This window comes from Sphingomonas sp. BL-S-30 (genome assembly GCF_055521475.1).
In genome coordinates this window covers 4,558,167-4,581,272 of the sequence record NZ_CM145481.1, presented here as the reverse complement: position 1 = coordinate 4,581,272, position 23,106 = coordinate 4,558,167, and the positions used below count along the sequence as shown (strand labels likewise).

General features: G+C 66.7%; 23 protein-coding genes. 14 read left to right on the top strand and 9 right to left on the bottom strand.

The features are described 5' to 3' along the window. The first annotated feature begins 134 nt into the window (after window positions 1–134). Window positions 135–1,958: a RiPP maturation radical SAM C-methyltransferase gene (locus ACZ1I5_RS21475; protein ID WP_465171262.1), complete on the top strand. Its 1,824-nt coding sequence runs from the start codon at window positions 135–137 to the stop codon at window positions 1,956–1,958. A gap of 34 nt (window positions 1,959–1,992) precedes the next feature. Here the strand turns inward: ACZ1I5_RS21475 and ACZ1I5_RS21470 are convergent, their stop codons facing one another. Then, window positions 1,993–2,859, bottom strand: a complete 867-nt coding sequence (locus ACZ1I5_RS21470) for a hypothetical protein (protein ID WP_465171261.1) — start codon at window positions 2,857–2,859, stop codon at window positions 1,993–1,995. A gap of 153 nt (window positions 2,860–3,012) precedes the next feature. Here ACZ1I5_RS21470 and ACZ1I5_RS21465 point away from each other — a divergent pair, with 153 nt between their 5' ends. Beyond that, a complete protein-coding gene (locus ACZ1I5_RS21465; protein WP_465171260.1) occupies window positions 3,013–4,911 on the top strand; it encodes an asparagine synthetase B family protein in 1,899 nt (632 codons plus the stop codon). Between the two features lie 58 nt (window positions 4,912–4,969). Beyond that, window positions 4,970–5,227 carry a PqqD family protein gene (locus tag ACZ1I5_RS21460; RefSeq protein WP_465171259.1) on the top strand — a complete coding sequence of 86 codons (258 nt, stop codon included), beginning with the start codon at window positions 4,970–4,972 and terminating at the stop codon, window positions 5,225–5,227. Here ACZ1I5_RS21460 and ACZ1I5_RS21455 read toward each other — a convergent pair. From ACZ1I5_RS21455 to ACZ1I5_RS21435, 5 genes are all read right to left on the bottom strand, one after another. Then, window positions 5,210–5,794 carry a 2OG-Fe(II) oxygenase gene (locus tag ACZ1I5_RS21455; protein WP_465171258.1) on the bottom strand — a complete coding sequence of 195 codons (585 nt, stop codon included), beginning with the start codon at window positions 5,792–5,794 and terminating at the stop codon, window positions 5,210–5,212. The genes ACZ1I5_RS21460 and ACZ1I5_RS21455 overlap by 18 nt on opposite strands. Before the next feature lie 44 nt (window positions 5,795–5,838). Then, on the bottom strand, window positions 5,839–6,699 hold the full coding sequence (locus tag ACZ1I5_RS21450; RefSeq protein WP_465171257.1) for a Stf0 family sulfotransferase: 861 nt from the start codon (window positions 6,697–6,699) through the stop codon (window positions 5,839–5,841). Between the two features lie 75 nt (window positions 6,700–6,774). After that, a complete protein-coding gene (locus ACZ1I5_RS21445; RefSeq protein WP_465171256.1) occupies window positions 6,775–6,927 on the bottom strand; it encodes a hypothetical protein in 153 nt (50 codons plus the stop codon). A gap of 26 nt (window positions 6,928–6,953) precedes the next feature. Beyond that, window positions 6,954–7,988, bottom strand: coding sequence for a 50S ribosomal protein L11 methyltransferase (locus ACZ1I5_RS21440; RefSeq protein WP_465171255.1), 1,035 nt, complete (start codon window positions 7,986–7,988; stop codon window positions 6,954–6,956). A gap of 53 nt (window positions 7,989–8,041) precedes the next feature. Further along, a complete protein-coding gene (locus ACZ1I5_RS21435) occupies window positions 8,042–9,406 on the bottom strand; it encodes a nucleotidyltransferase domain-containing protein (protein ID WP_465171254.1) in 1,365 nt (454 codons plus the stop codon). Between the two features lie 123 nt (window positions 9,407–9,529). Here ACZ1I5_RS21435 and ACZ1I5_RS21430 point away from each other — a divergent pair, with 123 nt between their 5' ends. Further along, complete coding sequence (locus ACZ1I5_RS21430) at window positions 9,530–11,197, top strand: FAD-dependent oxidoreductase (RefSeq protein WP_465171253.1); 1,668 nt, start codon at window positions 9,530–9,532, stop codon at window positions 11,195–11,197. A gap of 6 nt (window positions 11,198–11,203) precedes the next feature. On the opposite strand, the gene ACZ1I5_RS21425 is transcribed toward ACZ1I5_RS21430, so the two are convergent. Next, entirely contained in the window at window positions 11,204–11,401 is a 198-nt protein-coding gene (locus ACZ1I5_RS21425) for a KTSC domain-containing protein (protein ID WP_465171251.1), read from the bottom strand. 137 nt (window positions 11,402–11,538) lie between these two features. Between ACZ1I5_RS21425 and ACZ1I5_RS21420 the strand changes: the two genes are divergently transcribed. Continuing rightward, complete coding sequence (locus tag ACZ1I5_RS21420; RefSeq protein ID WP_465171250.1) at window positions 11,539–11,829, top strand: CsbD family protein; 291 nt, start codon at window positions 11,539–11,541, stop codon at window positions 11,827–11,829. 81 nt (window positions 11,830–11,910) lie between these two features. Beyond that, a complete protein-coding gene (locus ACZ1I5_RS21415; protein ID WP_465171249.1) occupies window positions 11,911–12,462 on the top strand; it encodes a methylated-DNA--[protein]-cysteine S-methyltransferase in 552 nt (183 codons plus the stop codon). 76 nt (window positions 12,463–12,538) lie between these two features. Here ACZ1I5_RS21415 and ACZ1I5_RS21410 read toward each other — a convergent pair whose 3' ends face one another. Beyond that, window positions 12,539–13,159, bottom strand: a complete 621-nt coding sequence (locus ACZ1I5_RS21410) for a response regulator transcription factor (protein WP_465171248.1) — start codon at window positions 13,157–13,159, stop codon at window positions 12,539–12,541. Continuing rightward, window positions 13,152–15,038, bottom strand: coding sequence for a PAS domain S-box protein (locus ACZ1I5_RS21405; RefSeq protein ID WP_465171247.1), 1,887 nt, complete (start codon window positions 15,036–15,038; stop codon window positions 13,152–13,154). The genes ACZ1I5_RS21410 and ACZ1I5_RS21405 overlap by 8 nt, the downstream gene beginning before the upstream one ends. Window positions 15,039–15,261: 223 nt before the next feature. On the opposite strand from ACZ1I5_RS21405, the gene ccoN reads away from it, so the two are divergent. The 8 genes from ccoN to ccoS are packed head-to-tail and all read left to right on the top strand — an operon-like array spanning window position 15,262 to window position 23,036. Then, window positions 15,262–16,911: a cytochrome-c oxidase, cbb3-type subunit I gene (ccoN, locus tag ACZ1I5_RS21400; RefSeq protein WP_465171246.1), complete on the top strand. Its 1,650-nt coding sequence runs from the start codon at window positions 15,262–15,264 to the stop codon at window positions 16,909–16,911. A 10-nt stretch (window positions 16,912–16,921) separates the two neighbouring features. After that, the gene (gene ccoO / locus ACZ1I5_RS21395; RefSeq protein ID WP_465171245.1) at window positions 16,922–17,656 is read left to right on the top strand and encodes a cytochrome-c oxidase, cbb3-type subunit II; all 735 of its coding nucleotides are present in this window, start codon (window positions 16,922–16,924) and stop codon (window positions 17,654–17,656) included. Further along, window positions 17,653–17,820 carry a cbb3-type cytochrome c oxidase subunit 3 gene (locus tag ACZ1I5_RS21390; protein ID WP_465171244.1) on the top strand — a complete coding sequence of 56 codons (168 nt, stop codon included), beginning with the start codon at window positions 17,653–17,655 and terminating at the stop codon, window positions 17,818–17,820. The genes ccoO and ACZ1I5_RS21390 overlap by 4 nt, the downstream gene beginning before the upstream one ends. Beyond that, window positions 17,813–18,769 (top strand): cytochrome-c oxidase, cbb3-type subunit III, encoded by a 957-nt coding sequence (gene ccoP / locus ACZ1I5_RS21385; RefSeq protein ID WP_465171243.1) that lies wholly within the window; start codon window positions 17,813–17,815, stop codon window positions 18,767–18,769. The genes ACZ1I5_RS21390 and ccoP overlap by 8 nt, the downstream gene beginning before the upstream one ends. Continuing rightward, on the top strand, window positions 18,756–20,273 hold the full coding sequence (gene ccoG / locus ACZ1I5_RS21380) for a cytochrome c oxidase accessory protein CcoG (protein ID WP_465171242.1): 1,518 nt from the start codon (window positions 18,756–18,758) through the stop codon (window positions 20,271–20,273). The genes ccoP and ccoG overlap by 14 nt, the downstream gene beginning before the upstream one ends. Further along, complete coding sequence (locus tag ACZ1I5_RS21375; RefSeq protein WP_465171241.1) at window positions 20,270–20,728, top strand: FixH family protein; 459 nt, start codon at window positions 20,270–20,272, stop codon at window positions 20,726–20,728. The genes ccoG and ACZ1I5_RS21375 overlap by 4 nt, the downstream gene beginning before the upstream one ends. Window positions 20,729–20,763: 35 nt before the next feature. Beyond that, window positions 20,764–22,860, top strand: coding sequence for a heavy metal translocating P-type ATPase (locus ACZ1I5_RS21370; RefSeq protein ID WP_465174021.1), 2,097 nt, complete (start codon window positions 20,764–20,766; stop codon window positions 22,858–22,860). Continuing rightward, window positions 22,857–23,036: a cbb3-type cytochrome oxidase assembly protein CcoS gene (ccoS, locus tag ACZ1I5_RS21365; protein ID WP_465171240.1), complete on the top strand. Its 180-nt coding sequence runs from the start codon at window positions 22,857–22,859 to the stop codon at window positions 23,034–23,036. The genes ACZ1I5_RS21370 and ccoS overlap by 4 nt, the downstream gene beginning before the upstream one ends. Window positions 23,037–23,106 lie beyond the last annotated feature (70 nt).

Genomic DNA, 23,106 nt, shown 5'->3' with positions numbered 1-23,106 from the left:
CTTCTTGCTGAACCTCGGTCCATGGCGATACGCCCTGCCCGGGCGTGGCGCCAGCCGCGCTTCGGCTGGCGTCGGCGGCACGATGGCAAGCCTGCCGCATTATGATAAACCAGCGGCATGGCAGGGAGAGTGACATGAGCCGCGGATCGACGTCTTCCGCCACGGAAATCTGCCTGGTCGTCCCGCCGTTCGATTCAATGCATTATCCGCAGCTCGGAACCGCGATCCTCAAAAGCGCCTGTACGGCGCGTGGCCTGGGCACGCGCATCTTCTATCCGGGGATGATGCTGGCGGGGCGGGTCGGGCTGGAGGCCTATGATGCGATCAGCCACGGCCAGAAAAAGGCGATGGTCGGCGAGCGGCTGTTCCGTCCACACGCCTATCCCCCCGACATCGTGGCCGCGCTCCCGCCGCTCGAAGCGCTGACGGACACGCAGGATGCCGATTACCACCGGGTGGTCGATGCGATCGCCCCGATGCTCGACGAGGCGATCGAACGGATTCTCGCGCTGCGCCCGCGCATCGTCGGTGTGTCGTCGACATTCGAGCAGAATATGGCGGCCTCCGCCATCGCACTGCGCGTGAAGGAGGCCGATCCGACGATCGTGACGGTGATGGGGGGCGCGAACGCGGCATGGCCCCTCAGCCTTGGCCTCGCCAAGGCCTTTCCGTGGATCGACCATTTCTTCGCGGGCGAGGCCGATATCGACTTTCCCGACTTCTGCGAAAACTATCTTCGCCATGGCGCGCGGGCGGCGGCGCGGGTGATCCACACCGAGCCGATCCGCGACATGCGCACCGTGTTCCCGCCCGACTATTCGGATTTCTTCGCGACGCTGCGCCCGCTACAGGCCGCCGGCGTCCTGCCCGAATGGCTGCCACGCTATCTGACGATGGAGACGTCGCGCGGGTGCTGGTGGGGCGCCAAGAACCATTGCACCTTTTGCGGGCTGAACGGCGAGGGCATGGCGTTTCGCGAAAAGCCGGCCGAGACGGTGATCGACGAGCTCGACGCGCTGGAGCATTGGGGCGTGGACCAGGTCTTCATGACCGACAATATCATGCCGATGCGTTATCTGCGCGAGCTTTGGCCCGATCTCGCCGCGCGCGGCCCGCGCGTGAAGATGTTCTACGAGGTCAAGGCAAACCTGACCGAGTCCCAGCTCGACACCATGGCCATGGGCGGCATCGTCTCCATCCAGCCAGGCATCGAATCCCTGTCGAGCGACGTGCTCAAGCTGATGCGCAAGGGCGTGTCGGCGCACCAGAACATCGCCTTGCTGCGACATTGTCGCGGGATCGGCATGCGGGTGCACTGGGGCATGATCTACGGCTTCCCGGGCGAGCAGGCCGCTGATTACGAAGCGATGATCGGCCTGATCCCCAAGCTCGTGCATCTTCACGGTCCGACTGGAAGCAACTCGATCCTGATCGATCGCTACAGCCCCTATTATAACGATCCGATCGGCCTGGGCATCGGCGAGCTCGCACCGTTCCCGGGCTATCGCCAGCTCTATCCGGCAGATGTCGGAGCGGACGAGGTCGGCTATCATTTCAGCGGTTCCTACACCACGCCGCTGCTGAGCGATACCGATCTGCTCGAGCGCCTTCGTGTCGTGATGGACGCCTGGAAACAGGCCTGGCGGCAGGAAAAGCTGCCCGCGCTCGAGCTGTTCGACGTCGGTGCGACACAGGCGGTGCTCGATACCCGCCCGCTGGCGCGCGCACCGCTCACGCCGTTGACGACCGGGCAGGCGGCGGTCCTGCTGGAGCTCGAAAAGCCGCTGCCCCGCCGATCGCTGGCCCCGGAAAAACTGGCCGATGCCGATTGGCTGATCGCGCGGGACTTCGTCATCGATTACGAGGACAGGCTGATGAGCATCGTCGTCCGGGCGCGGCACGAGGTGACCGCCCAGTCGCTGTTGCACAAGGCCGGCGCGCTCGAGGTAGCGGCATAGGCCTCGCACCCCACGTCGCGGCGCGGTGGCGGCCTCAGGATTTCAGGATCCCCTGCAGCAACGCGCCGACATCGGCGAGCGCGGCAAAGTCGTGGGGATAGCGGAGGCGGTAGCTTGGTACCGCCCTGACCGCGGCGTTCAGGCGCGCGAACCCGCGTACCCGGTCGGGCCGGGCCGGGTCGCCGGGGTCGAACTGCACCAGCATATGCGCCGCCGTCACCAGTGCCTCGGTTTCGCTCATCGGCTCGAGCACCGGGGCGATGTCGCCGTCGCGCCTGAGAAAGACGAGCGCGCGCAGCGGCACGGGCACTATGGCCGGTTCGCCGTCCGGTACGAAATGGGTCTTGCCGTGATAACCCGGCATCGGCCGGCATCGCTCGATCGGAAGGCCGAGCCCTTCGCGCGACGCAGGCCAGACGCACACGCCCTTTGCCGCAGGCGCGATCAGGGGCTCTTCCTGCCCCCACAGCACGGAGATATCGTCGCTGAGGATATGCCAGTCGGCATGACCCAACGCCGCGGTCATGGTGGATTTCCCCGCCCCGGACATGCCCAGCAGGAGAAGGCCGCCCTCCGGCCGCGCCAACGCCGCGGCATGGATGGCGCTCGCCCCGAACAGCGTTGCCACGCGGGGCAGCACGCGCCGGACCAGAACGTCGACACAGGCGTCGAAGGAGGCGCCAGGCGCGGCGATGCACCGCACCGTGCGCCGCTCCCTGCTGATCAGGAACGCCCCATCCAGCGCCGAGGTCATCAGCCATTCGTCGCCACAGGTGCCAATGACGAGCTCGTAACGGCCCGGCCAGCGATAGGACACCCGGTCGTGAACGGGCGGCTCCCCGGTTTCGAACGAAAGCGCGAGATCGGCCCAGCCATCGGCGTCGACAGGGCATGTCCGCAATTGATCGACCGGTATGGCCGAATGCAGCCGCAGCCCACCGAAACTGTAGATAGACGTCAACCCGTTCCCACCTTTCCTCGTACCGGCCAGCCGATTGCCAGGTCAGTGATACATGCTATGCCGAAACGCTGTCAGGCCGGACTGGAGACGAAATTGGGTGCCATTGCGGGCGCGGTCCATGTCGATGGCCGGGACATGACCGAGGCACTGCTTGCGTCCATTGTCAGGGCCGCCGTGCCCCGGGGCTTCGACGGCGTCAAGCATTGGCATGATGGCGCGGCGGGCCTGATCCGCTTCGCCCATGCAACCACGCCCGAGTCGCTCGGCGAAGTGCAGCCCTTTATCAGCGAACGCTCGGGCGCGATCATGGTGTTCGACGGCCGCCTCGACAATCGTGCCGATTTGATCGCCCAGCTCGGCGCGCAGGGCGAGGGGATGAAGGCCGCCCCCGATGGCGAAATCGCGCTGGCGCTGTTCGATCGACGGGGCGACGATTATGTCGCGTCGCTGGTCGGCGATTTTGCCATCGCCACCTGGCAACCGCGCGACCGGCGATTGCTGATGGTGCGGTCGCCCTATGGCTGGCGGCCGCTGGTGTGGACGTTTGACGGGACCACCTTCGGCTTCGCGACCGAACCACGCTCGCTCGTCGTCGGTCTGGGCATGGAGCGCAAGCTCAACGAACCCGCGATCGGAGAGTTTCTCTCCGCGCGCTTCGTCAGCCAGACGGATACGTTCTGGCAGGGGCTCAACCGGCTTCCGCAGGGCTCGGCGCTGGCTTTGGAAAAAGGCAGGGTCAGACAATGGCATTGGCATACAGGTCCGTTCGAGGATTGGTCCCGCCTGTCCGAGGCCGATCATGTCGCGCGTTTCCAGGAGCTGTTCGATCAGGCGCTGATCGCGACCACCCGCAGCGCGACACCCTTGTCGTCGCAGCTTTCGGGTGGGCTCGATTCCTCTTCGGTCGTGTGCCGGGCGACGGAACTCCACCGGGCGGGACGGATCGGCCGGCAAATCGGGGCGATCACGGCGCGCTTTCCCGGGGAGCCGCATGACGAGACGGAGTGGAGCAGCGCGGTAGAGGCGCATCTCGGTATCACCGCCAAAATCGTCGGGGCGCGGCCGTTCAGCGCGGATGCCGCGGCGGCGTGGTGCGCCGAAACGCTGCAACTTCCCCTGCGGCCCAATGTGCTCGACACCCTGGCGGAGGTCTGTATCCGCCTGCAGGCCGATGGGGAACGTGTGCTCCTGACCGGGGAGGGCGGCGACGACTGGCTCGCCGGGTCGCTGGCACATTGGCCGGACCTTGCCAGGACCGGTCGGTGGGGCGCGCTGCTCAGGACGGGTTTCGAGCAATTTCCCGACAAGCCGGCTTATGTTTCGGCGCGCCGAATCCTCTATCACGGCTTCGGGCCCCTGGTTCGCCCGCGCCACCGGGAGCGCCTGCTCCGGCCGCACCTCGATTTCGCCACTCAGGCACCCCCGTGGCTCAATGCCGATTGGGCGGAGCGGATCGGCCTGACCGAGCGATGGCATGCCGACGCCCTTCCCGTCGATCTTCCGGGCTTCGCGCAAAAGCAGCGCTACGGCGTGTTCGCACTGGCGCGGCGCCACGTGAACGTCGAGCCGGCGATGGCGTATAGCGCCAGCTTCGGCATCGAGCAGCGTCATCCGTTCCATGATCAGCGCCTCGCGCATTTCATGATGGGCGCGTCGGGCAATGTGCTGAACCGATATGGACAGAAGAAATACCTGCTCCGTCAGGCGATGAAGGGCACGTTGCCGGAAAAGGTCCGGACGCGGCAAAGCAAGGCGGCGTTCGTCGCCCATACCGTCGACGCGATCTCCGACCTGCTGCTTCGGCGCCCGGTCGAGCAATTGCTCTGCGCCCAGCTCGGCTGGGTGGAGGGCGCGAGGATCGGGGAAATGCATGCCGCCTTCCAGCGCTGGCGCGACCAGGGCTCGACCGGTCCCATTCCCGATCAACCCTGGGGACCGGTATGGTTCACGCTGGCGATGGACATGTGGCTGGAAAACGCCTTCAAGATCTGAACATCGTCCATGAGGAGCGGCGCGACCAATGCGAGCGAACGACATTGATGACGGCAGGATGGTCAGCCGCTGTGGGAACATGATCGCGGCGGACGTCGGCGACGAAGCGGTCATTCTCGATATCCAGAGCGGCTATTTCTTCCAGCTCAACCGCACCGCGGCCCAGGTCTGGGCATTGCTCGAATCGCAAATCTCCGTTGGCGAATTATGCGCGAAAATGGCCGAGGCCCATTCAGTCGATGCGGCGCTCTGTCACGACGATGTGATCGAATTCATCGCGGATATGCGCGACCGGGACTTAATCGCCGTCGCCTGACGATCGGCGCCGGCGCGCACGGTAAGCCCAGCAATTGACCGCGAAACGGGAATCGCCGAACGCGCCTGATGGGCATCGTACGGTGAGCACTTCGTGCGGCGCCCAGGACGGGAAGGCCACAAGATTGTTATGGTCCGGGGCGATATCCACACCCATGTCGCCGGGCACCGCGCCGATCCGATGCAGCCTGAGGCAGCCGCCCGAAAATGCCTTTGGCACGCGGTGAAAATAATAGACGGCGCTGAGCATCCGATCGCCCCTGGCGCTGCCCTCGCCCGTGTAGAGATCGCCGTGCAGGGCAAAATGCGCCCCGTCATTATGCGCAACCAACTCCAGCTCGATGTCGTCGGCGACGAAGGGCGTCACGCGCATCTGCTCGATCATGTCCGGCAAAATGGCGCGAACATGCGCCTCGAACAGGGCCGAGAACGGCCCGAGGTCCCGCAGGCTGAGCGAGCGGCGTATCGCCGGATCGACCAGCCCCTTGTCCAGCGCGGCGGGCCTGAAGCGCGCCTCGTTGTCGAGTGTCCAGCCAAGCAGATCGCGACATTGGTGCGGGGACAGCATGTCGCGTCGCACCTGCCATGGAGGCATGAGACCGCGAGAGGCGTTCACGACGTGCAGCCGCTCGCCCCGCGCGTGGCGTTCTCCCGCAGGAAGCGCAGCACCATCGCCTCGTTCCGCACGTCCGACTGGCGCTTCATGCGAACTGCCGGAACTGCCGCCTTGCTGCCGAGATGGCCGAGGAGGGACCCAATCACCGCGTCGTGATCGCGCGTCAGACCTTCATAGGTCACGCCATCGGGGACAGCGCCGATCGCCGCGAAAAAGCCGAGCCAGTGACGATGGCAGAAATCGGCATAGGCGATCAGCCGTTCGATCGTCGCAAAATCAAAACTCGGCGCCGTCGCTTCGGGCCGTTCGCCCATCTGCGGTATCTGGCGCCAGATGCCGGTCTGCACCGCGGCGGCGGCGGAGACCGCCTGCCGCACCCGGTCTCGCCGGACGAGATGGATATGGTGCGCGGCGGGGAAGAGCGGCGCGATCAGCCCGGCGATCTCGCGGTACGTGTCGGGCAGGGTTTCCTCCGGCCGACGCCCGTGCAAATCGTCGAAACGGCCGGGCTCGAGTTCCTCGGCCAGTTCGATCACATCGCGCCAGAACAGTTTCACGGACAGGGTGCCGGACACGTCGGTACGCCAGCGATGGACCGCCCGACCATAATCCGACAGACCGACGCATCCCCATCGCGCGGCGAGAACCGGACGGAACCCGGCATGGAAATATTCCAGCGGACAACCCAGGCCCCTGGCGAAATACAACGCCTCCCCGAGCAGCGTACTGCCAGATCGGGGATGAGTGCAGATCAGGATCGTGCGGAGCGGCGCGCCATCCCAGGCGGGATAGTCATGATCCGCCGTTGCGAGATCATATGGCCTGCTGGGCGGGTCCGCGCCAGGCGAACCTGCCACCACAGGAGAAGTCCCAGATCTCGGCGCGCCTGCCGTCCCAGGTCCGTCAGTCAACGTCCAAAAACAGCGCGTTGATCAGGTGAGGTTGCTGATGCCGTCGTTCGGCCGGTAGGAGATGCCTTCGGCGGCCTGAACCGGCGCGAAGGACGTGATCTCCGGCTTCACCCATTCCGGCTTGTCGACAACTTCAGTCTCGGGGACCGGTGCATCATTGTTCGTATCGTTCATGAGCTGATCCAACATTGCTTAACCCATTAGCGATGCGCCGAAATCGCCCGCAAGTCAAATCCGGTGGGGTTGCCACGCCAGATGCGGACGCGATTTCCCTCGTGGCATGCGCCGATCGCGAAGGATTCGCCGGGCGCCGACATGACCGGCACGGCAAAGGGCCAGAAGATCGCGCCCCAGCACGACGTCGCGCCTGGCCGGGGACTGTTTTCGTACCGTTCCCGATCGTCCAGGTCGAGCGCGATCCATTGCAACACGCCGCTCACGCGCCCGCCTTGCGAAGCGACAATGGTTGCGCGGCGCTCTCCCCGCCAGGGACCATTTGCGAAATCGAACGTGAACAAGTCGGTGGCGGCGCTGCGCAGCGCGATCGAAGCGTTACCGATCGGGATGTTGCGATAGGGCTGGCGCAACTTGTTGAACGCGCTCAGGTCGAAGGAGTCGATAAGGCCCAGATCCGCTTGCGCCGCGCCACCGTCGTCCACCAGCGCGATTCGGATCTGGCCACGCACCGGAATCACGGCACCGCCGGGTTTCAGAAGGCGCGGCACCGCATCCTCATGCGCCAGGAGCGTGCCTTCGCTCAGCATGTCGTTACTGACGATCTCGGACACGAGCACATCGGCCGGCCCGCCGACATCCGCGAGCTCGACCATGGTCGAGTGCTTGTTGACCACCGTGACGCGGTCGGCGAATCCATTGATGGCGATATTTTCGCGCGCCGCGGCAGCGACGGCCGAATCGGCTTCGCAGGTGACCACCCGCGCTGCGCCCGCGCGGGCGGCCATCATGGCGAGCAACCCCGTACCGGTGCCGATTTCAAGGACCGTGCAGCCTGGAAAAACCGCCCTACGCAGCGCCGCGTCATAGGCCTTGTTGCGCACCGCATCCCGAACGATCGAGAAGTGCCACGAATGCACGCCGTCGCTCAGCAACTCGGTGGCCAGAGCACGCACCTCTCCATCGCCGGGCTCCAGCGCCAGCGCGCACGCGATCAGATCGAGCGCGCTCGCGCGCTCACCGACCGTGGGCAGCTGACGCGCCAGCGCCAGCATCGCCATCGGCTTTCCCTCGACCAAGGGTCGCATGGCGAGTAGCTCCCGCGCGCGATCTCTCATCCGTCGTTCCTGTCTTTCCGCCCGAACCTGGGCACTGGAAAATAGCTGACCAAATGCGCTGCTACCCGCCAGGGTGTGTAAAGCCAGCGAAGCCTCCTGGGGAGCGGCAGATCGCGATAGGCTTGCCACGACGGGGTCAAGCTTCGCCCGACCGCCCGGGCACGGCGCCGCAGCCCCTTTCGCTGGCGCCATTCAACTGCGGTCGTCGCGAACCAGTCGCGCCAGCGGAACAGCCGATCAGCACCGCGGCTGTGCCGCTCGAGCTCGGGTGGCGCATGGTCCGGATGGAGAAACCTGATGCAATCCCGCGCCATCCTGTCCGCAAGCCCCGCATCGGCAGGCCAATGCCCCGCCACGGCGGCGGCGAGGAGCGCGGGCATGTCAAGGCACGCGAGGACCAGCTTTTCCAGTCCGGCGCGCTGCGCGCGCACGCGCACCACGGCGACATCGAAATCGGGCGCCGCGGCGATCCGCCCGAGATCGCCGATCCAGTGAAGGCGCGACCATCGATGGCGGCTGTGGTGATAGCAGATGTAGACGAACAGATCGGCGGTCGAGAAGACCGGCAATGTCTCGCCCCTGATCGCCACCGTCTCCGCCCGGTCGAGCAGTTGTTGGGTGGGAAAGTCGGCCCCGGTGAGATCCACGTTCTGATGAAGATCGACCATCTGGCCCGATGGCGCGCGCATCGAGACTTCCCGGTTCAGGCTGCACATCGCCTCGACATGCGCCGCATGGCTCTGTTGGTCCGCGGGCAGCTCGAACGGCTTGGTCAGGCGAAACCCCCGGGCGATCAGATGCGTCACCGTATCCGCGAACCCCTTGCTGCTCACCAGCAGGTCGAGGTCACGGCAGGACCGTCCGTTGACCGAGCCATAATAGCGTTGGGCCAGTGCCACCCCTTTGAAAACCGCAAAGCGGATTTGTTCCGGTCGGAACCAGGACCGATTGAGCTCGGCGGCGATCGCGCTGAGCTGAAGGGTATGGGCGGTCGCCACGATCACGGCGCGATCGAGTTCGGCCATGATCTCGGCCGGAACGCAGTCCCGGATCTCGACCAGTCGCTCCCGCAGCATGGGAAGCGACAGGTGGTGGGTCGCCTGCCGTAACATGGCCGGCCAGTCGCAGACCTCGCCTGCGAGGTGCCTCAGTTGAGGAGGTGGTATCAGAGCTGGATCAAGCGCGCAGGCGAGCAGAAGTCGTGCTTCCACCGGCAGGACGATCGGCGCACGGTCGCCCCCTGCGATCATGCCGGTGCCTTGCGTCGATATTTGTTCGGCAAGTTCCCAAACACTCCAAGAGACACCGTGGCGAACGGCCGAGGCACCGTCCAGTTGTGCTCTTTTTTGGAGGTCGATCATAGCGCGGCCAACGATACGCAGAACGAGCCCCCCGCCGAGCGCCGCAAAGACGGGCTCGTGAGCGCGGACGAAGCCGCTTTCGCGAAGGCGCGCGACCCTGCTAGAACCGGAATGGACCATGGCATGGGGAAGATGATGGCGACCGACCGGACCGAGATCGATCCGACTGATCCCTATGAGCGGACCGCGCAGACCTTTCCGGTGCTGGCCGAGGCGATGGTCGAGCGCATGATGGCCTATGGCCGCGAAGAATCGGTGGCCAAGGGCACCGCGCTCTATTCGCGGGGAGAGCGGGGCGTGGATTTCTTCGTCGTGCTGGATGGGTCGATCCAGGTGCTCGATATCGACGAGCATGGGGTGGCCAATATCTTCACCACGCATCATGCGCGGCAGTTCACCGGCGAGCTGGACCTGTTCAACAATCGCGCGATCCTGGTCACCGGGCGCACCGGCGAGGACAGCCGGGTGCTGCGGATCGGGCGCGTCGATTTCCGCCGCATGGTCTCGACCGAGGCGGATATCGGCGAGATCATCATGCGCGCCTTCATCCTGCGGCGCGTCGGACTGATCAAGCATGCGCATGGCGGCGCGACGCTGATCGGATCGGGCCATTCGGGCGATACGCAGCGGCTGCAGCGCTTCCTCGAGCGCAACGGCTACCCGCACCGGTTGCTCGACACCGACAGCGATCCGGATGCGGAGGGTTTCCTCGAATGCTTCTCGATCACGCCGGACCAGTTGCCGGTGGTGATCGCGCCGGGCGAATCGGTGCTGCGCAACCCGCCGACGGGCGAACTGGCCGATGCGCTGGGGCTGACCGAGACGCTCGACCCGACACGCGTCCATGACGTCATCGTGGTCGGCGCGGGGCCCGCCGGGCTGGCGGCGGCGGTCTATGCCGCGTCGGAAGGGCTCGACACGATCGTGCTCGAGGGGCTCGCGCCGGGCGGGCAGGCCGGGACCAGCTCCAAGATCGAGAATTATCTCGGCTTCCCGACCGGCATCTCCGGCCGGGCGCTGGCGGGACGCGCGCAGGTGCAGGCGCAGAAATTCGGGGCGCGGCTGGCGATCGCACGGCCGGCGACGGCGCTCGATTGCAGCCACGACCCCTATGTCGTGACGATGGAGGACGGGCAGCGCGTGTCCGGCCGGGCGGTGGTCGTCGCGAGCGGAGCCCGCTATCGCAAGCTCGACGTGCCCGATTATGACCGGTTCGAGGGCCAGGGCATTCATTATGCCGCCACCGCCATGGAATCCGGTCTGTGCGCCGGCGAGGAAGTGCTGGTCGTCGGGGGCGGCAATTCGGCGGGGCAGGCGGCGGTGTTCCTGTCGCGCACGGTGAAGCATCTCCACATCCTGGTGCGATCGCGCGGGCTGGCCGAGACGATGTCGGACTATCTCGTCCAGCGCATCCTCTCGTCGAGCCAGATCACGCTGCACACGCATTGCCAGGTCACCGGGCTCGAGGGCGATGGCTATCTGCGCCACGTGACCTGGACCAATGCGAAGACCGGCCAAGCGCAGCGCCACGACATCAGCAACATGTTCGTGATGATCGGCGCCGAGCCCAATACCGACTGGCTCGACGGCTGCCTGGCGCTGGACGACAAGGGATTCGTCAAGACCGGTGCCGACGCCGACGGATCGACCTCGCCTTACGCCACGAGCAAGCCGGGCATTTTCGCGATCGGCGACGTGCGCGCGGGATCGGTCAAGCGGGTCGCCTCGGGCGTGGGCGAGGGATCGGTGGTGGTCTCCTCGGTCCACCGCTTCCTGCACCCGATGGAGTGATGCCGGTCAGGCGTGCTCGACGAAGTTGTAGTGATCACGGATGCGGCGGTTGAAGAAGCCGCCTTTGGAGGCGGCGCGGCGCATCGCGTCGAACACCGATTCTGGCACGTCCAGATAGGAATAGCGCCGGCCGCTGACGAACTCGATGTCGAGCCGCTGCTCGACCGGGTCATAGTCATAGGAGCGAATGACGCTGGAAGGCATAAGCCTTCAACGTCGCACCGGCGTGGGGGTTGCCGCAGGATTCGCGCGAAAAGGCGCGTGCGAGGGACACGTCGGGCTTGTCGATCGTTACGGGGTTGGGCATTTCACCGGTGAGATGCCGCGCGAAGGGAATCCAGATGAACGAGGACACGCTCGAGGGTGAAGGCCGCAATCTCGCCGGCCAGGTGAAGGAAACGATCGGCAAGGCGACGGGCGATGCCGCCACGGAGAATCAGGGCGTCGCCGATCAGGTCGTCGGCAATTTGCAGCAAAGCTATGGCGCGGCACGGGATGCCGTGGTGCAGGGCGCCGGTCCGCTGGCGGACAAGGCCAAGGCATTTGCCAAGGAACGGCCCTGGGCGACGGCCGCTCTGGTCGGCACGCTCGCGCTGGCGGTGATCAACACGCTGCGCGGCAAGAAAGCCTGACCGCCAGACTCACCCTGCGGGCTGGTTCGGCGCCGCCGCATTCCCTATCTTCATGGGGGAACAGTCAAGCAGGGTGAGGCCGTGGCCGACTATCAGCTTTTCGATACGGAGAACGGCGTCGCGGGAATCGCGTGGGCCGACGCCGGGGTGGTGGGCTTTCGCCTGCCGGCGGACTCGGCCGACAGGACCGAGCGGGCGTTGCTGCGCCGCTTTCCCGACGCGGCGCGCCGTACGCCGCCGCCGGAGATTGCCGAAACCATCGCCGCCGCGCAGCGCTATTTCGAGGGCGAAGAAACCGATTTCTCCGCCGTCAGGGTCGATCTGGGCGAGCAGGCGCCGTTCTTTGTGCAGATCTATGACGCGGTGCGGCGGCTCGGCTGGGGTGAGACCACGACGTACGGCGCCGTGGCGAAGGAACTCGGCGCCGGCCCGGAATCGGCGCGCGCGGTTGGCCAGGCGATGGCGTCCAACCCGGTGCCGCTGATCGTGCCCTGCCACCGTGTGCTGGCAGCCGGCGGCAAGGTCGGCGGCTTTTCCGCGCCGGGCGGATCCGAGTCCAAGGTGAAGATGCTGGCGATCGAGGGTATCGACCTGTCGCCGCCCGAACCGGCCCAGCAGGGCTTTGGTTTCTAGATTTTCCGTCGCGTTTTCCGAGCCGCTGGCTGTTCCAGCCAGCTCGAAAATGCGCTGCCGACCATTACCCCGGATGTCAGTCGCCCTGGCCGTAACCCGCGGCGAAGGCGATGCGCAGCGCGTCCGAAAAGCTGCGTGCCTCGAACTTCGCCATGATGTTCGCGCGGTGCACTTCGACCGTGCGCGGCGAGATGCCGAGGTCGAACGCGATCGTCTTGTTCGGCAGCCCCTTGGCGAGGCCCTCCAGCACGTCGCGTTCGCGCGCGGTGAGCGCGCCGACCAGCACCGCGGCATCCTCCGCGCGCGCGGTGGCGGTCTCCGACTGGGCGATCCGATCGAACGCGGCGTCGATCGCGCGGAGCAGCGCGGCCTTTTCGAACGGCTTTTCCAGGAAATCGACCGCGCCCGCCTTCATCGCCCGCACCGCGATCGCAACGTCGCCATGCCCGGTCAAGATGACGACGGGCATGGTGATGCCGCGCTCGTTCAGGGCATTCTGCACCTCCAGGCCGTCCATCTCCGGCATGCGGATGTCGAGCAGGATACAGCCGGACTGGAGATGCTTGACCTCCTTCAGGAACGCCACGCCGGAAGGCCAGGTCTCCACCGCGAAACCCGTTGTCCTGAGCATGAAGCTGGCCGAACGCCGGATCGAGTCCTCGTCATCGACGATGTGAATCAGGCGCCTATCACTCATCTTCCACCTCCAGGCTCGTACCGACCAGCGTGAAATGGAAGCTGGTGCCGCCGCCGGGGCGCGGCTCCATCCAGATTCGACCGCCGTTCGCCTCCACTATCGTGCGACAGATCGACAGGCCAAGCCCCATGCCCTCGCTCTTGCTGCTGTTGAACGCCTGGAACAGGTTTTCCGCGATCTCGGGCGCGAGACCGGGGCCGGTATCCGAGACGGTCACCCGCACCGTGCCGGGCGTTTCCTGGCGCGTCGCAATGAGCAGCCGGCGTTCGTCGCTTTCCGCCATCGCATCGATGGCGTTGCGCAGCAGGTTGATGAGCACCTGCTGGATCTGGATCTTGTCGACCAGCACGGGCGACGTCACGGCCAGGTCGAACACCGTTTCGACCCCTTTTTGCGGCGCGCCGATCAGGCCGAGCTTCGCTGCCTCGTCGATCAGCGGCGGCAGATCCTCGATCGTCTTGTCCACTTCGCCGCGCGCGACGAATTCGCGCAGGCGCCGCACGATGTTGCCGGCGCGCATCGCCTCGCCCGCCGCGTCGTTCAGCGCCTCGCGAATCATCGGCAGGTCGTCCGGATCGGGGCGATCGAGCAGGTCGCGCACGCCTTCCATGTAATTGGCCACGGCGGTCAGCGGCTGGTTCAGTTCGTGCGCCAGAGTCGACGCCATGGTGCCCATCGCGCTCACCCGCGCGACATGGATCAGGCCGGAGCGAAGCTCCTCGATCTCGGCCTCGGCCCGCTGCTTCTCGCTGAGATCGCGCACGAAGCCAGTGAAGACCTGCTGGTCGCCGGCGAGCGCTTCGCCGACCGCCAGCTCCATCGGGAAATGGCTGCCGTCCTTGCGCATCGCGGTGACGACCCGGCCGATGCCGATGATGCGCCGCTCGCCCGTCGTCAGATAGCGGTCGAGATACCCGTCATGCGCCTCGCGATAGGGCGAGGGCATCAGGACGGACACATTCTTCCCGACCATTTCCGCTTCGCTGTAGCCGAAGGTGCGCTCTGCGGCGACGCTGAACGACATGATTCGCCCCCGATTGTCGATCAGGATCATGGCGTCCGGGACGGTGGAGAGGATCGACTGGAGGAGCGCGGCATTGGAACTCAGCTCGCGCTCGGCGGCGCGCTGCGCCGTCACGTCGCGGATGACCTTGCCGAAACCGCGCAGGACATTCTCGTTATCGTAAAGCGGCGTCACCGTCACATGCGCCAGGAACTCGGTCCGGTCCTTGCGCAGGCGCCAGTCCTCCTCCTCGAGCTTTCCGTGAAGGCGCGCGCGCTCCAGGTCGGCGTCAGGCTTGCCTGCGGCGACGGCGCTTTCGGGATAGAAGATCGCGCTGTGCTGGCCGACCACTTCCTCCTCGGTCCAGCCCTTCAGCCGTTCGGCGCCCTGGTTCCAGATCGTGACATGGCCGGTGGGGTCGAGCATGTAGATCGCATAGCCCGCCGCGCCGTCGATCAGCAGGTTGAGCTCGTCCGCGACCTCGCTGGCCGAGCGCGCGCGGGCGACGGCATGTTCCTCGGAGACCAGCGAGCGCCGCTTGAACCGCGACATCCGGTCGGCGATCACGATGACGAGCGCGCTCGCGACGACGAAGGCGGCGGGTTCGACAAGGCCGGCCGAGCCGCGCGGCAGGCCGCCGAGCGCGATCGCGAAGACGAGCGCCGCGATCGTCGCGGCGACCGCCGGGCCAGTCCCGCCAAAGGCGGCAGCGCCCAGCACCGCAACGATATAGAAGAGGAAATGGGCATCGGCCTGCAACCAGGGGTTGAGCATCACCTGGCCGACCGCACCGATACAAACGGCCAGGGCCGCCACGGCATAGCCAAAGATCGGTGATTCCTGCCGTTCCGCATCCGGGGCAGTCACCAGGGTCATTCGTCCGCCATCTTCCGCATGGCCCGCAGGGCTAATCGATCCGTCGCGGGCCCGCAATCTGCTCCTCATGCCCTCTCCATAAAGGCGGGAGGGCCAGTCCGATCCTAGGACCTTTACGTACAGCCGCGCGCTGCCCCGCCCCCTAGCAGTTTGACGACGATCAAGGGCCGCGAGCGCGGCGACCGTCATTCGGCACGCGCTGATGACCGTGGAAGGGTGGGCAATGGACGATATTCTATTCAGGGCTGGCGCCTGGCTGCTGCTGGGCCTGCTCGCGCTGCTCGCGGCGGCGAGCGCGATCGATCACGGTTTCGCCGTGCAGATGGGCATCGTCGCCGGCGCGGCGCTCATCGCCGCCGCGGGCACGATGCGCGGCGCGAGCAATCCCTATCCCGCGGCGGCACCGCGCAATCGCTATGACGACGAGGTCATCCGCTGGGGCGTGATCGCGACCGTGTTCTGGGGCGTGGTCGGGTTCCTGGTCGGTCTCGTCATCGCCTCGCAGCTCGCCTTCCCGCTGCTCAATCTCCATTCCGAATATAGCACCTTCGGCCGCCTCAGGCCGCTGCATACCTCGGCGGTGATCTTCGCCTTTGGCGGCAATGCGCTGATCTGCACCAGCTTCTACGTCGTCCAGCGCACCTGCCGCGCGCGCCTCGCCTTTCCCTGGCTCGCGCGCTTCGTGTTCTGGGGATATCAACTGTTCATCGTGCTGGCCGCGACCGGCTATCTGCTCGGCATCACCGAGGGCCGCGAATATGCGGAGCCCGAATGGTATGTCGACATCTGGCTGACGATCGTCTGGGTGTCCTATCTCGCGGTGTTCGTCGGCACGATCGTGCGCCGGTCCGAGCCGCATATCTATGTCGCCAACTGGTTCTATCTCGGCTTCATCATCACGGTCGCGCTGCTCCACCTGGTCAACAACCTGTCGATGCCGGTCAGCCTGGTCGGCTCCAAATCCTATTCCGCCTTTGCCGGGGTGCAGGATGCGCTGACTCAGTGGTGGTACGGCCATAACGCGGTCGGCTTCTTCCTGACCGCCGGCTTCCTCGGCATGATGTATTATTTCGTGCCCAAACAGGCGGAACGGCCGATCTACAGCTACCGGCTGTCGATCATCCATTTCTGGTCGCTGATCTTCCTCTATATCTGGGCCGGTCCCCATCATCTCCACTACACCGCGCTGCCGGACTGGGCGCAGACGCTGGGCATGGTCTTCTCGATCATGCTGTGGATGCCGAGCTGGGGCGGCATGATCAACGGGCTGATGACGCTCAACGGTGCGTGGGACAAGATCCGCACTGACCCGATCATCCGCATGATGGTCTTCGCGCTCGCCTTTTACGGCATGTCGACCTTCGAAGGGCCGATGATGTCGGTGAAGTCGGTCAACTCGCTCAGCCATTATACCAACTGGACGATCGGCCATGTCCATTCGGGCGCGCTCGGCTGGAACGGCATGATCACCTTCGGCGCGCTCTATTACATGACGCCGAGGCTGTGGGGCCGCACCCGCCTCTATTCGCTGCGCATGGTCAACTGGCACTTCTGGTGCGCGACGCTCGGCATCGTGCTCTACGCCTCGGCGATGTGGGTGGCGGGCATCACCCAGGGCCTGATGTGGCGCGAATATGGGTCGGACGGCTATCTCGTCTACTCCTTCGCCGAGGTCGTCCAGGCGATGCACCCCTATTACGTCATCCGCACCACGGGCGGGCTGCTCTACCTGCTCGGCGCCCTGTTCATGGTCTGGAACATCTGGATGACCATCGCGGGCAAGCTGCGCGACGAAGCGCCGATGTCGAGCCCCGCCTTCGATCCGGCCCGCGACGTGCCGGTCGTGCCCGCCGCCCAGCCAGCTCACGCCTGAGGACCAAGCCATGGCCAACGCCCTTTCCCGCCACAAGGCGATCGAGCGCAACGTCACGTTGCTCGCGGTCCTCGCCTTCATCACCGTCGCGATCGGCGGCATCGTCGAGATCGCCCCGCTGTTCTGGATCGACTCCACCGTCACCCGGACGGAAGGGGTGCGGCCCTATACGCCGCTCGAGCTCGCCGGACGCGACATCTATATTCGTGAGGGCTGTTATGGCTGCCACAGCCAGATGATCCGCCCGTTCCGCGACGAGACCGAACGCTACGGCCATTACAGTCTCGCCTCGGAGAGCATGTTCGATCACCCGTTCCAATGGGGATCGGAGCGCACCGGCCCCGATCTGGCGCGCGTCGGCGGGCGCTATTCCGACGAATGGCATGTCCAGCACCTCAAGGATCCGCGCTCGGTGGTGCCGGAATCGATCATGCCGCCTTATGCCTTCCTGGCCGAGCGGGATGTCGACACCAGCCATATCGCCGATCACCTGATCGCGCTGCGCCGGGTCGGCGTGCCCTATAGCGACGAGGATATCAAAAAGGCGGCCGAGGACATTGTCGGCCAGGGCTCGGCCGATGGCGACGCCGCCGCGATCGCGAAGCGCTATCCCAAGGCCCAGTCGCGCGATTTCGACGGCAATCCCGGCCGCCTGACCGAGATGGATGCGGTGGTCGCCTATCTCCAGGGCCTGGGCACGCAGATCGACCTCAAATCGGCGGCCCCGAGGGAGCAACAGAAATGAGCACCTACGACACGCTTCGGCATCTCGCCGACAGCTGGGGCCTGGTGATGATGGGCATCGTCTTCCTGGTCCTGGTCGGCTGGACCTTCCTGCGCGGCGTGGCCGAAAGCCACCAGCGCGCGGCCCTGAGCATCTTCGAACGAGAGGACGATATCGATGGCTGACGGAAAGCGCATCGACGAGGCGACCGGCACCCCGACGGTCGGCCACGAATGGGACGGGATCGAGGAACTCGATACCCCGATGCCGCGCTGGTGGCTCTACACCCTGTACGGGACGATCGTCTTCGCGATCGTCTATATGGTCCTCTACCCCGCGATCCCGATGCTGCACGGCGCGACGCAGGGCACGCTGGGCTGGTCGAGCCAGGCCCAGTTCGAACAGGAGGTCGCCGCCGACAAGGACCGCAAGGCCCCGGTGATGCTCGCCCTCGCGCAAATCCCGATCGAGCGGCTGCCGGCCGATTCGAAGCTGCTCCACGCGGCGGAAGAGGGCGGACGCGCCGCCTTCAAGGTCAATTGCGTGCAATGCCATGGCTCGGGTGCCACCGGCTTCAAGGGCTATCCCAATCTCAACGACGACGACTGGCTGTGGGGCGGCGACATCAAGGCCATCCAGCAGACGCTCACGCACGGCATCCGCCAGCCCGGCGACGACCAGACCCGCCTGTCGATGATGCCCGCCTTCGGTCGCGACGGCATCCTGAAGCCGGTCGAGATCGACGATGTCGTATCCTGGGTCCGCGTCCTGTCGAAACAGGAACCGGCCAGCCTTTCCGCCCGGCGCGGCAAGGCGCTGTTCGCGGCCAATTGCGCCGTCTGCCACGGCGATGCCGGCACCGGCAATCGCGCGGTCGGCGCGCCGAACCTGAGCGACGGCATCTGGCTCTATGGCGGCGACCGCGCCACTCTGACCGAGACCGTCACCAATGCGCGCTACGGCATCATGCCGGCCTGGGGCTCGCGCCTCGATCCGGTCACGATCAAGATGCTCGCCGCCTATGTCCATTCGCTCGGCGGCGGCGAGGCGATGGTGCCTGAAAAACCGGTGGGGCCGCCGGCGGCACCCGAGACGGGGGCGCCCATCCCGGTGAAGCAGAATGTCGCACCCTGACAGGATCCTCCTCCCGGGCGAGCAATTCTTCGAGGCGCGGCGCAAGGTCTTCCCCAAGGCCGTCGATGGCAGCTTCCGCCGCCTGAAATGGGCGATCATGGCGGTGACGCTGGCGATCTATTACGTGACGCCCTGGCTGCGCTGGGATCGCGGCCCCTTCGCGCCCGACCAGGCGGTGCTGGTCGATCTGGCGCACCGCCGCTTCTACATGTTCGCGATCGAGATCTGGCCGCACGAATTCTATTATGTCGCCGGTCTGCTGATCATGGCCGGGATCGGCCTGTTCCTCGTCACCTCCGCGGTCGGCCGCGCCTGGTGCGGCTATGCCTGCCCGCAGACGGTGTGGACCGACCTGTTCGTGCATGTCGAGCGGGCGATCGACGGCGATCGCAACGCGCAGCTCCGCCTGCAAAAGGCGGCCTGGGGCCCGGCCAAGATCCTGAAGCGCGTGTCGAAACATGCGATCTGGCTCATCATCGGCGCGCTGACCGGCGGGGCGTGGATCTTCTACTTCGCTGACGCGCCGGCCCTGTTGCGCGATCTGGCGCACGGCACCGCGCCCTATGCCGCCTATGCGACGATCGGCATCCTCACGCTCACCACCTATGTCTTCGGCGGGCTGATGCGCGAGCAGGTGTGCATCTATATGTGCCCCTGGCCGCGCATCCAGGGCGCGATGCTCGACGAGAAATCGCTGACCGTGACCTACAAGGCGTGGCGCGGCGAGCCGCGCACGCACGGGCTGAAGCGCGAGGCGACGGCGCTCGATCTCGATGCCGGCGGCATGCCGTCACTCGTCGCGCTCGCGGGCAACCCGTCGCTCGCGCCGCGCATCGGCGACTGCATCGACTGCAACGCCTGTGTCGCGGTATGCCCTACGGGCATCGATATCCGCGAAGGGCCGCAGATCGGCTGCATCACCTGCGGCCTGTGCATCGATGCCTGTGACGGCATCATGGCGAAGGTCGGCCGGCCGCCGCGACTGATCGGCTACACCACTGACCTGGACGGGCGGATCGCCGCGGCCGGCGGCACACCATCATCGCCGATCAAGCGCCTGCTCCGGCCACGCACGATCGTCTATTTCGCCGTCTGGGCGGGCATCGGGCTCGGCATGCTGTTCGCGCTCGGCAACCGGACGCGGATCGACATCAGCGTGCTGCAGACCCGCAATCCGCAATGGGTGCGCCTCTCCGACGGCAGCATCCGCAACGGCTATACCGTCAAGGTCCGCAACATGGAGGCGCGGCCGCGCGCGGTGGAAATCGGCATTTCCGGCGTGCCGGGCGTGATGTGGACCGAGGCGAGCGGGCGCAGCGGCGCCGGCCGGACCGTCCGCCTCACGGTCCCCGCCGATCAGGTCGCGAAAACCCAGGTCTTCGTCGCGGCACCCGCTGCGGGCGCGGCGCGCACTGACATGCGCTTCACCGTCCGCGCGATCGATGCCGAAGGCGGCGGCGCAAGCGACGACAGCTATTTCGAACGGCCGGAGCAAGGGCAATGACACGAGGTTTCACCGGCTGGCACATGACCGGCATCATGGTCGCCTTTTTCGGGGTGGTGATCGCGGTCAATTTCCTGATGGCGAGCTATGCGGTCGGCACCTTTGGCGGGACGGTGGTCGACAACAGCTATGTCGCCAGCCAGCAGTTCAACACCTGGCTGGCCGAAGCGCGCGCGCAGCGGGCGCTGGGCTGGTCGGTGACGGTGACGGCGGAGGCGGACCGCCTGGTGCGGATCGTCCCGACCGGGCCGCGCGGAGCGCTGACGGCCGCGACGGTGACCGCGACGGCCGCACATCCGCTCGGCCGCGTTCCCGCCCGCGCGCTCTCCTTCCGGCGCGGGCGGGATGGCCGCTTCGTCGCGACCGAGCCGCTGCCCACCGGCCGCTGGCTGCTCCATATCGAGGTGCGCGACGGCCGGCACGATGCGCGCTTCGACGACGAGGTGCGGCTGTGAACGCCGTCCTCCCGATCGCCCGCGCGCCGCGCGCCATGGAGACCAGCTTCACGGTCGACGGCATGCGCTGCGCCGGCTGCATCGCGACGCTGGAGGACGGGCTGGCAAAACTCCCCGGCGTCGCCTCGGCCCGGGTCAATTTCACCACCAGACGCGTACGCATCCTGCACGACGCGCTGGCCGAGGAGAGCCTGCAGGCGGCGATCGGACGCCTGGGCTTCACCGCGCATGTCTTTGCCGGCGACACCGGCGGCGCGGCGCGCGACGAGAGCCGGGCGCTCGTCCTGGCCATGGCGGTCGCCGGCTTCGCCGCGATGAACATCATGCTGCTCTCGGTGGCGATCTGGTCGGGCGCGGAAGGGCCGACCCGTACACTGTTCCACTGGCTGTCCGCGCTGATCGCGCTGCCGACGATCGCCTTTGCCGGCCGGCCCTTTTTCCGCAGCGCCTGGAGCGCGCTCCGCCATGGCCGCACCAACATGGACGTACCGATCTCGATCGGCGTGACGCTCACCGCGGCGATGAGCCTCTACGAAACCGCGACCGGCGGCCACCACGCCTATTTCGACGGCGCGGTGATGCTGCTGTTCTTCCTGCTCGCCGGCCGCTTCCTCGACAGTGCGATGCGCGCGCGAGCGCAGGACGGCGTCGCCGCGCTGATGCGCCGCGTGCCGGGCGACGTGCTGGTCCTCAGGCCCGACGGCACCACGCGGCGCCGCGCCGCCGCCGATGTCGCGCCGGGCATGAAGATCCTGGTCGCAGCCGGCGAGCGCATCGGCGTCGACGGCGTGGTCGAGCAAGGCCACAGCAATGTCGACCGATCGCTGGTCACCGGCGAAAGTCTGCCCGAATGCGCCGCCATGGGCAGCGTCGTGCTGGCCGGCACGATCAACCTCTCCGCCCCGCTGACGGTGCGGGTGACCGCGGCGGGCGACGCGACCGCGATCGCCGACATCGCGCGATTGATGGAAGCGGCCGGCCAGGGCAAGTCGCGCTATGTCCGCATCGCCGACCGCGCCTCGCGCCTTTATGCGCCCGCCGTCCACACCCTCGCCCTGCTCAGCTTTGCCGGCTGGCTGATCGCCGGCGCGGGTGTGCACCAGGCCGTGATGATCGCCGTCGCAGTGCTGATCATCACCTGCCCCTGCGCGCTCGGGCTGGCGGTGCCGATCGCGCAGGTGGTCGCGGCCGGCTCGCTGTTCCGCGCCGGTGTGCTGATCAAGGACGGCAGCGCGCTGGAACGGCTGGCCGAAGCCGATGCCATTCTGCTCGACAAGACCGGCACCGTCACGCTCGCCAGGATCGAACCCCGGTCCGGCCTGCCGGACGATCCGTTGGAGCGCGGCGCGCTGCTGCGGCTGGCGCAATCGAGCCACCACCCATTGTCGCGCGCGCTCTCGGCAAGCCTCGAACGCGATGGCGTCGTGCCGGTACCGCTCACCGACCTGGTGGAGCATGCCGGCCTCGGGATGGAGGGACGGTTCGGGGATCGCCTCGTCCGGCTGGGCCGGCCGGACTGGGTCGGCGGGTGCGGGGTGGCGGACACCGTGGCAACCGCCTTCGCCATGACCGGCGGTACCGCTCGTCTCATCCTGTTCGGCGACACGCCCAGGCCCGATGCCGCCGCGGCGGTGGCGCGGCTGAAGCGGCTGGGCTTCGCGCCCGAATTGTTGTCGGGCGATTCCGCGCCGGTCGTGACGGCGCTTGCCGATCGACTCGGCATCAGCGGGCGGGCACGGATGTCCCCTGCCGACAAATATCGCGCGATCGAAACGCTCCGGGCGGCCGGGCGCCATGTGCTGATGGTCGGCGACGGCCTGAACGACGGGCCCGCGCTGAAAAGCGCCGATGTCGCGATGGCGCCCTCGTCGGGCAGCGATGTCGGCCAGCTTGCCGCCGATGTCGTGTTTTTCGGCGACCGGCTGATGCCGGTGCCGATCGCCATCGCCGCGGCCCGGCGGACGATGGCGGTGGTGCGCCAGAATTTCGCGCTGGCGATCGGGTATAATGTCCTGGCGGTGCCGCTGGCCATGGCCGGGCAGGTCACGCCGCTGATCGCTGCCCTGGCCATGTCGGGATCGTCGCTGCTGGTGGTGGCCAACGCCCTGCGCCTGCGGAATGCCGCGCGATGAACGGTCTCGCCCTGCTGATCCCCGTCGCGCTCGGCCTCGGCCTGGCGGCGCTGGGTGCTTTTTTCTGGACGGTGCGGTCCGGCCAGTTCGATGATCTCGACGGTGCCGCGCTGCGCATCCTGATCGACGATGACGATACCGGCCCGCCATCGGCGCCGAGCGACGCGCTGAAATAACGCCCGATCCGATAGTCCCAAAGGAAAAGGGCCGGCATCGCTGCCGGCCCTTTCCTGTCCGCCGGATCGG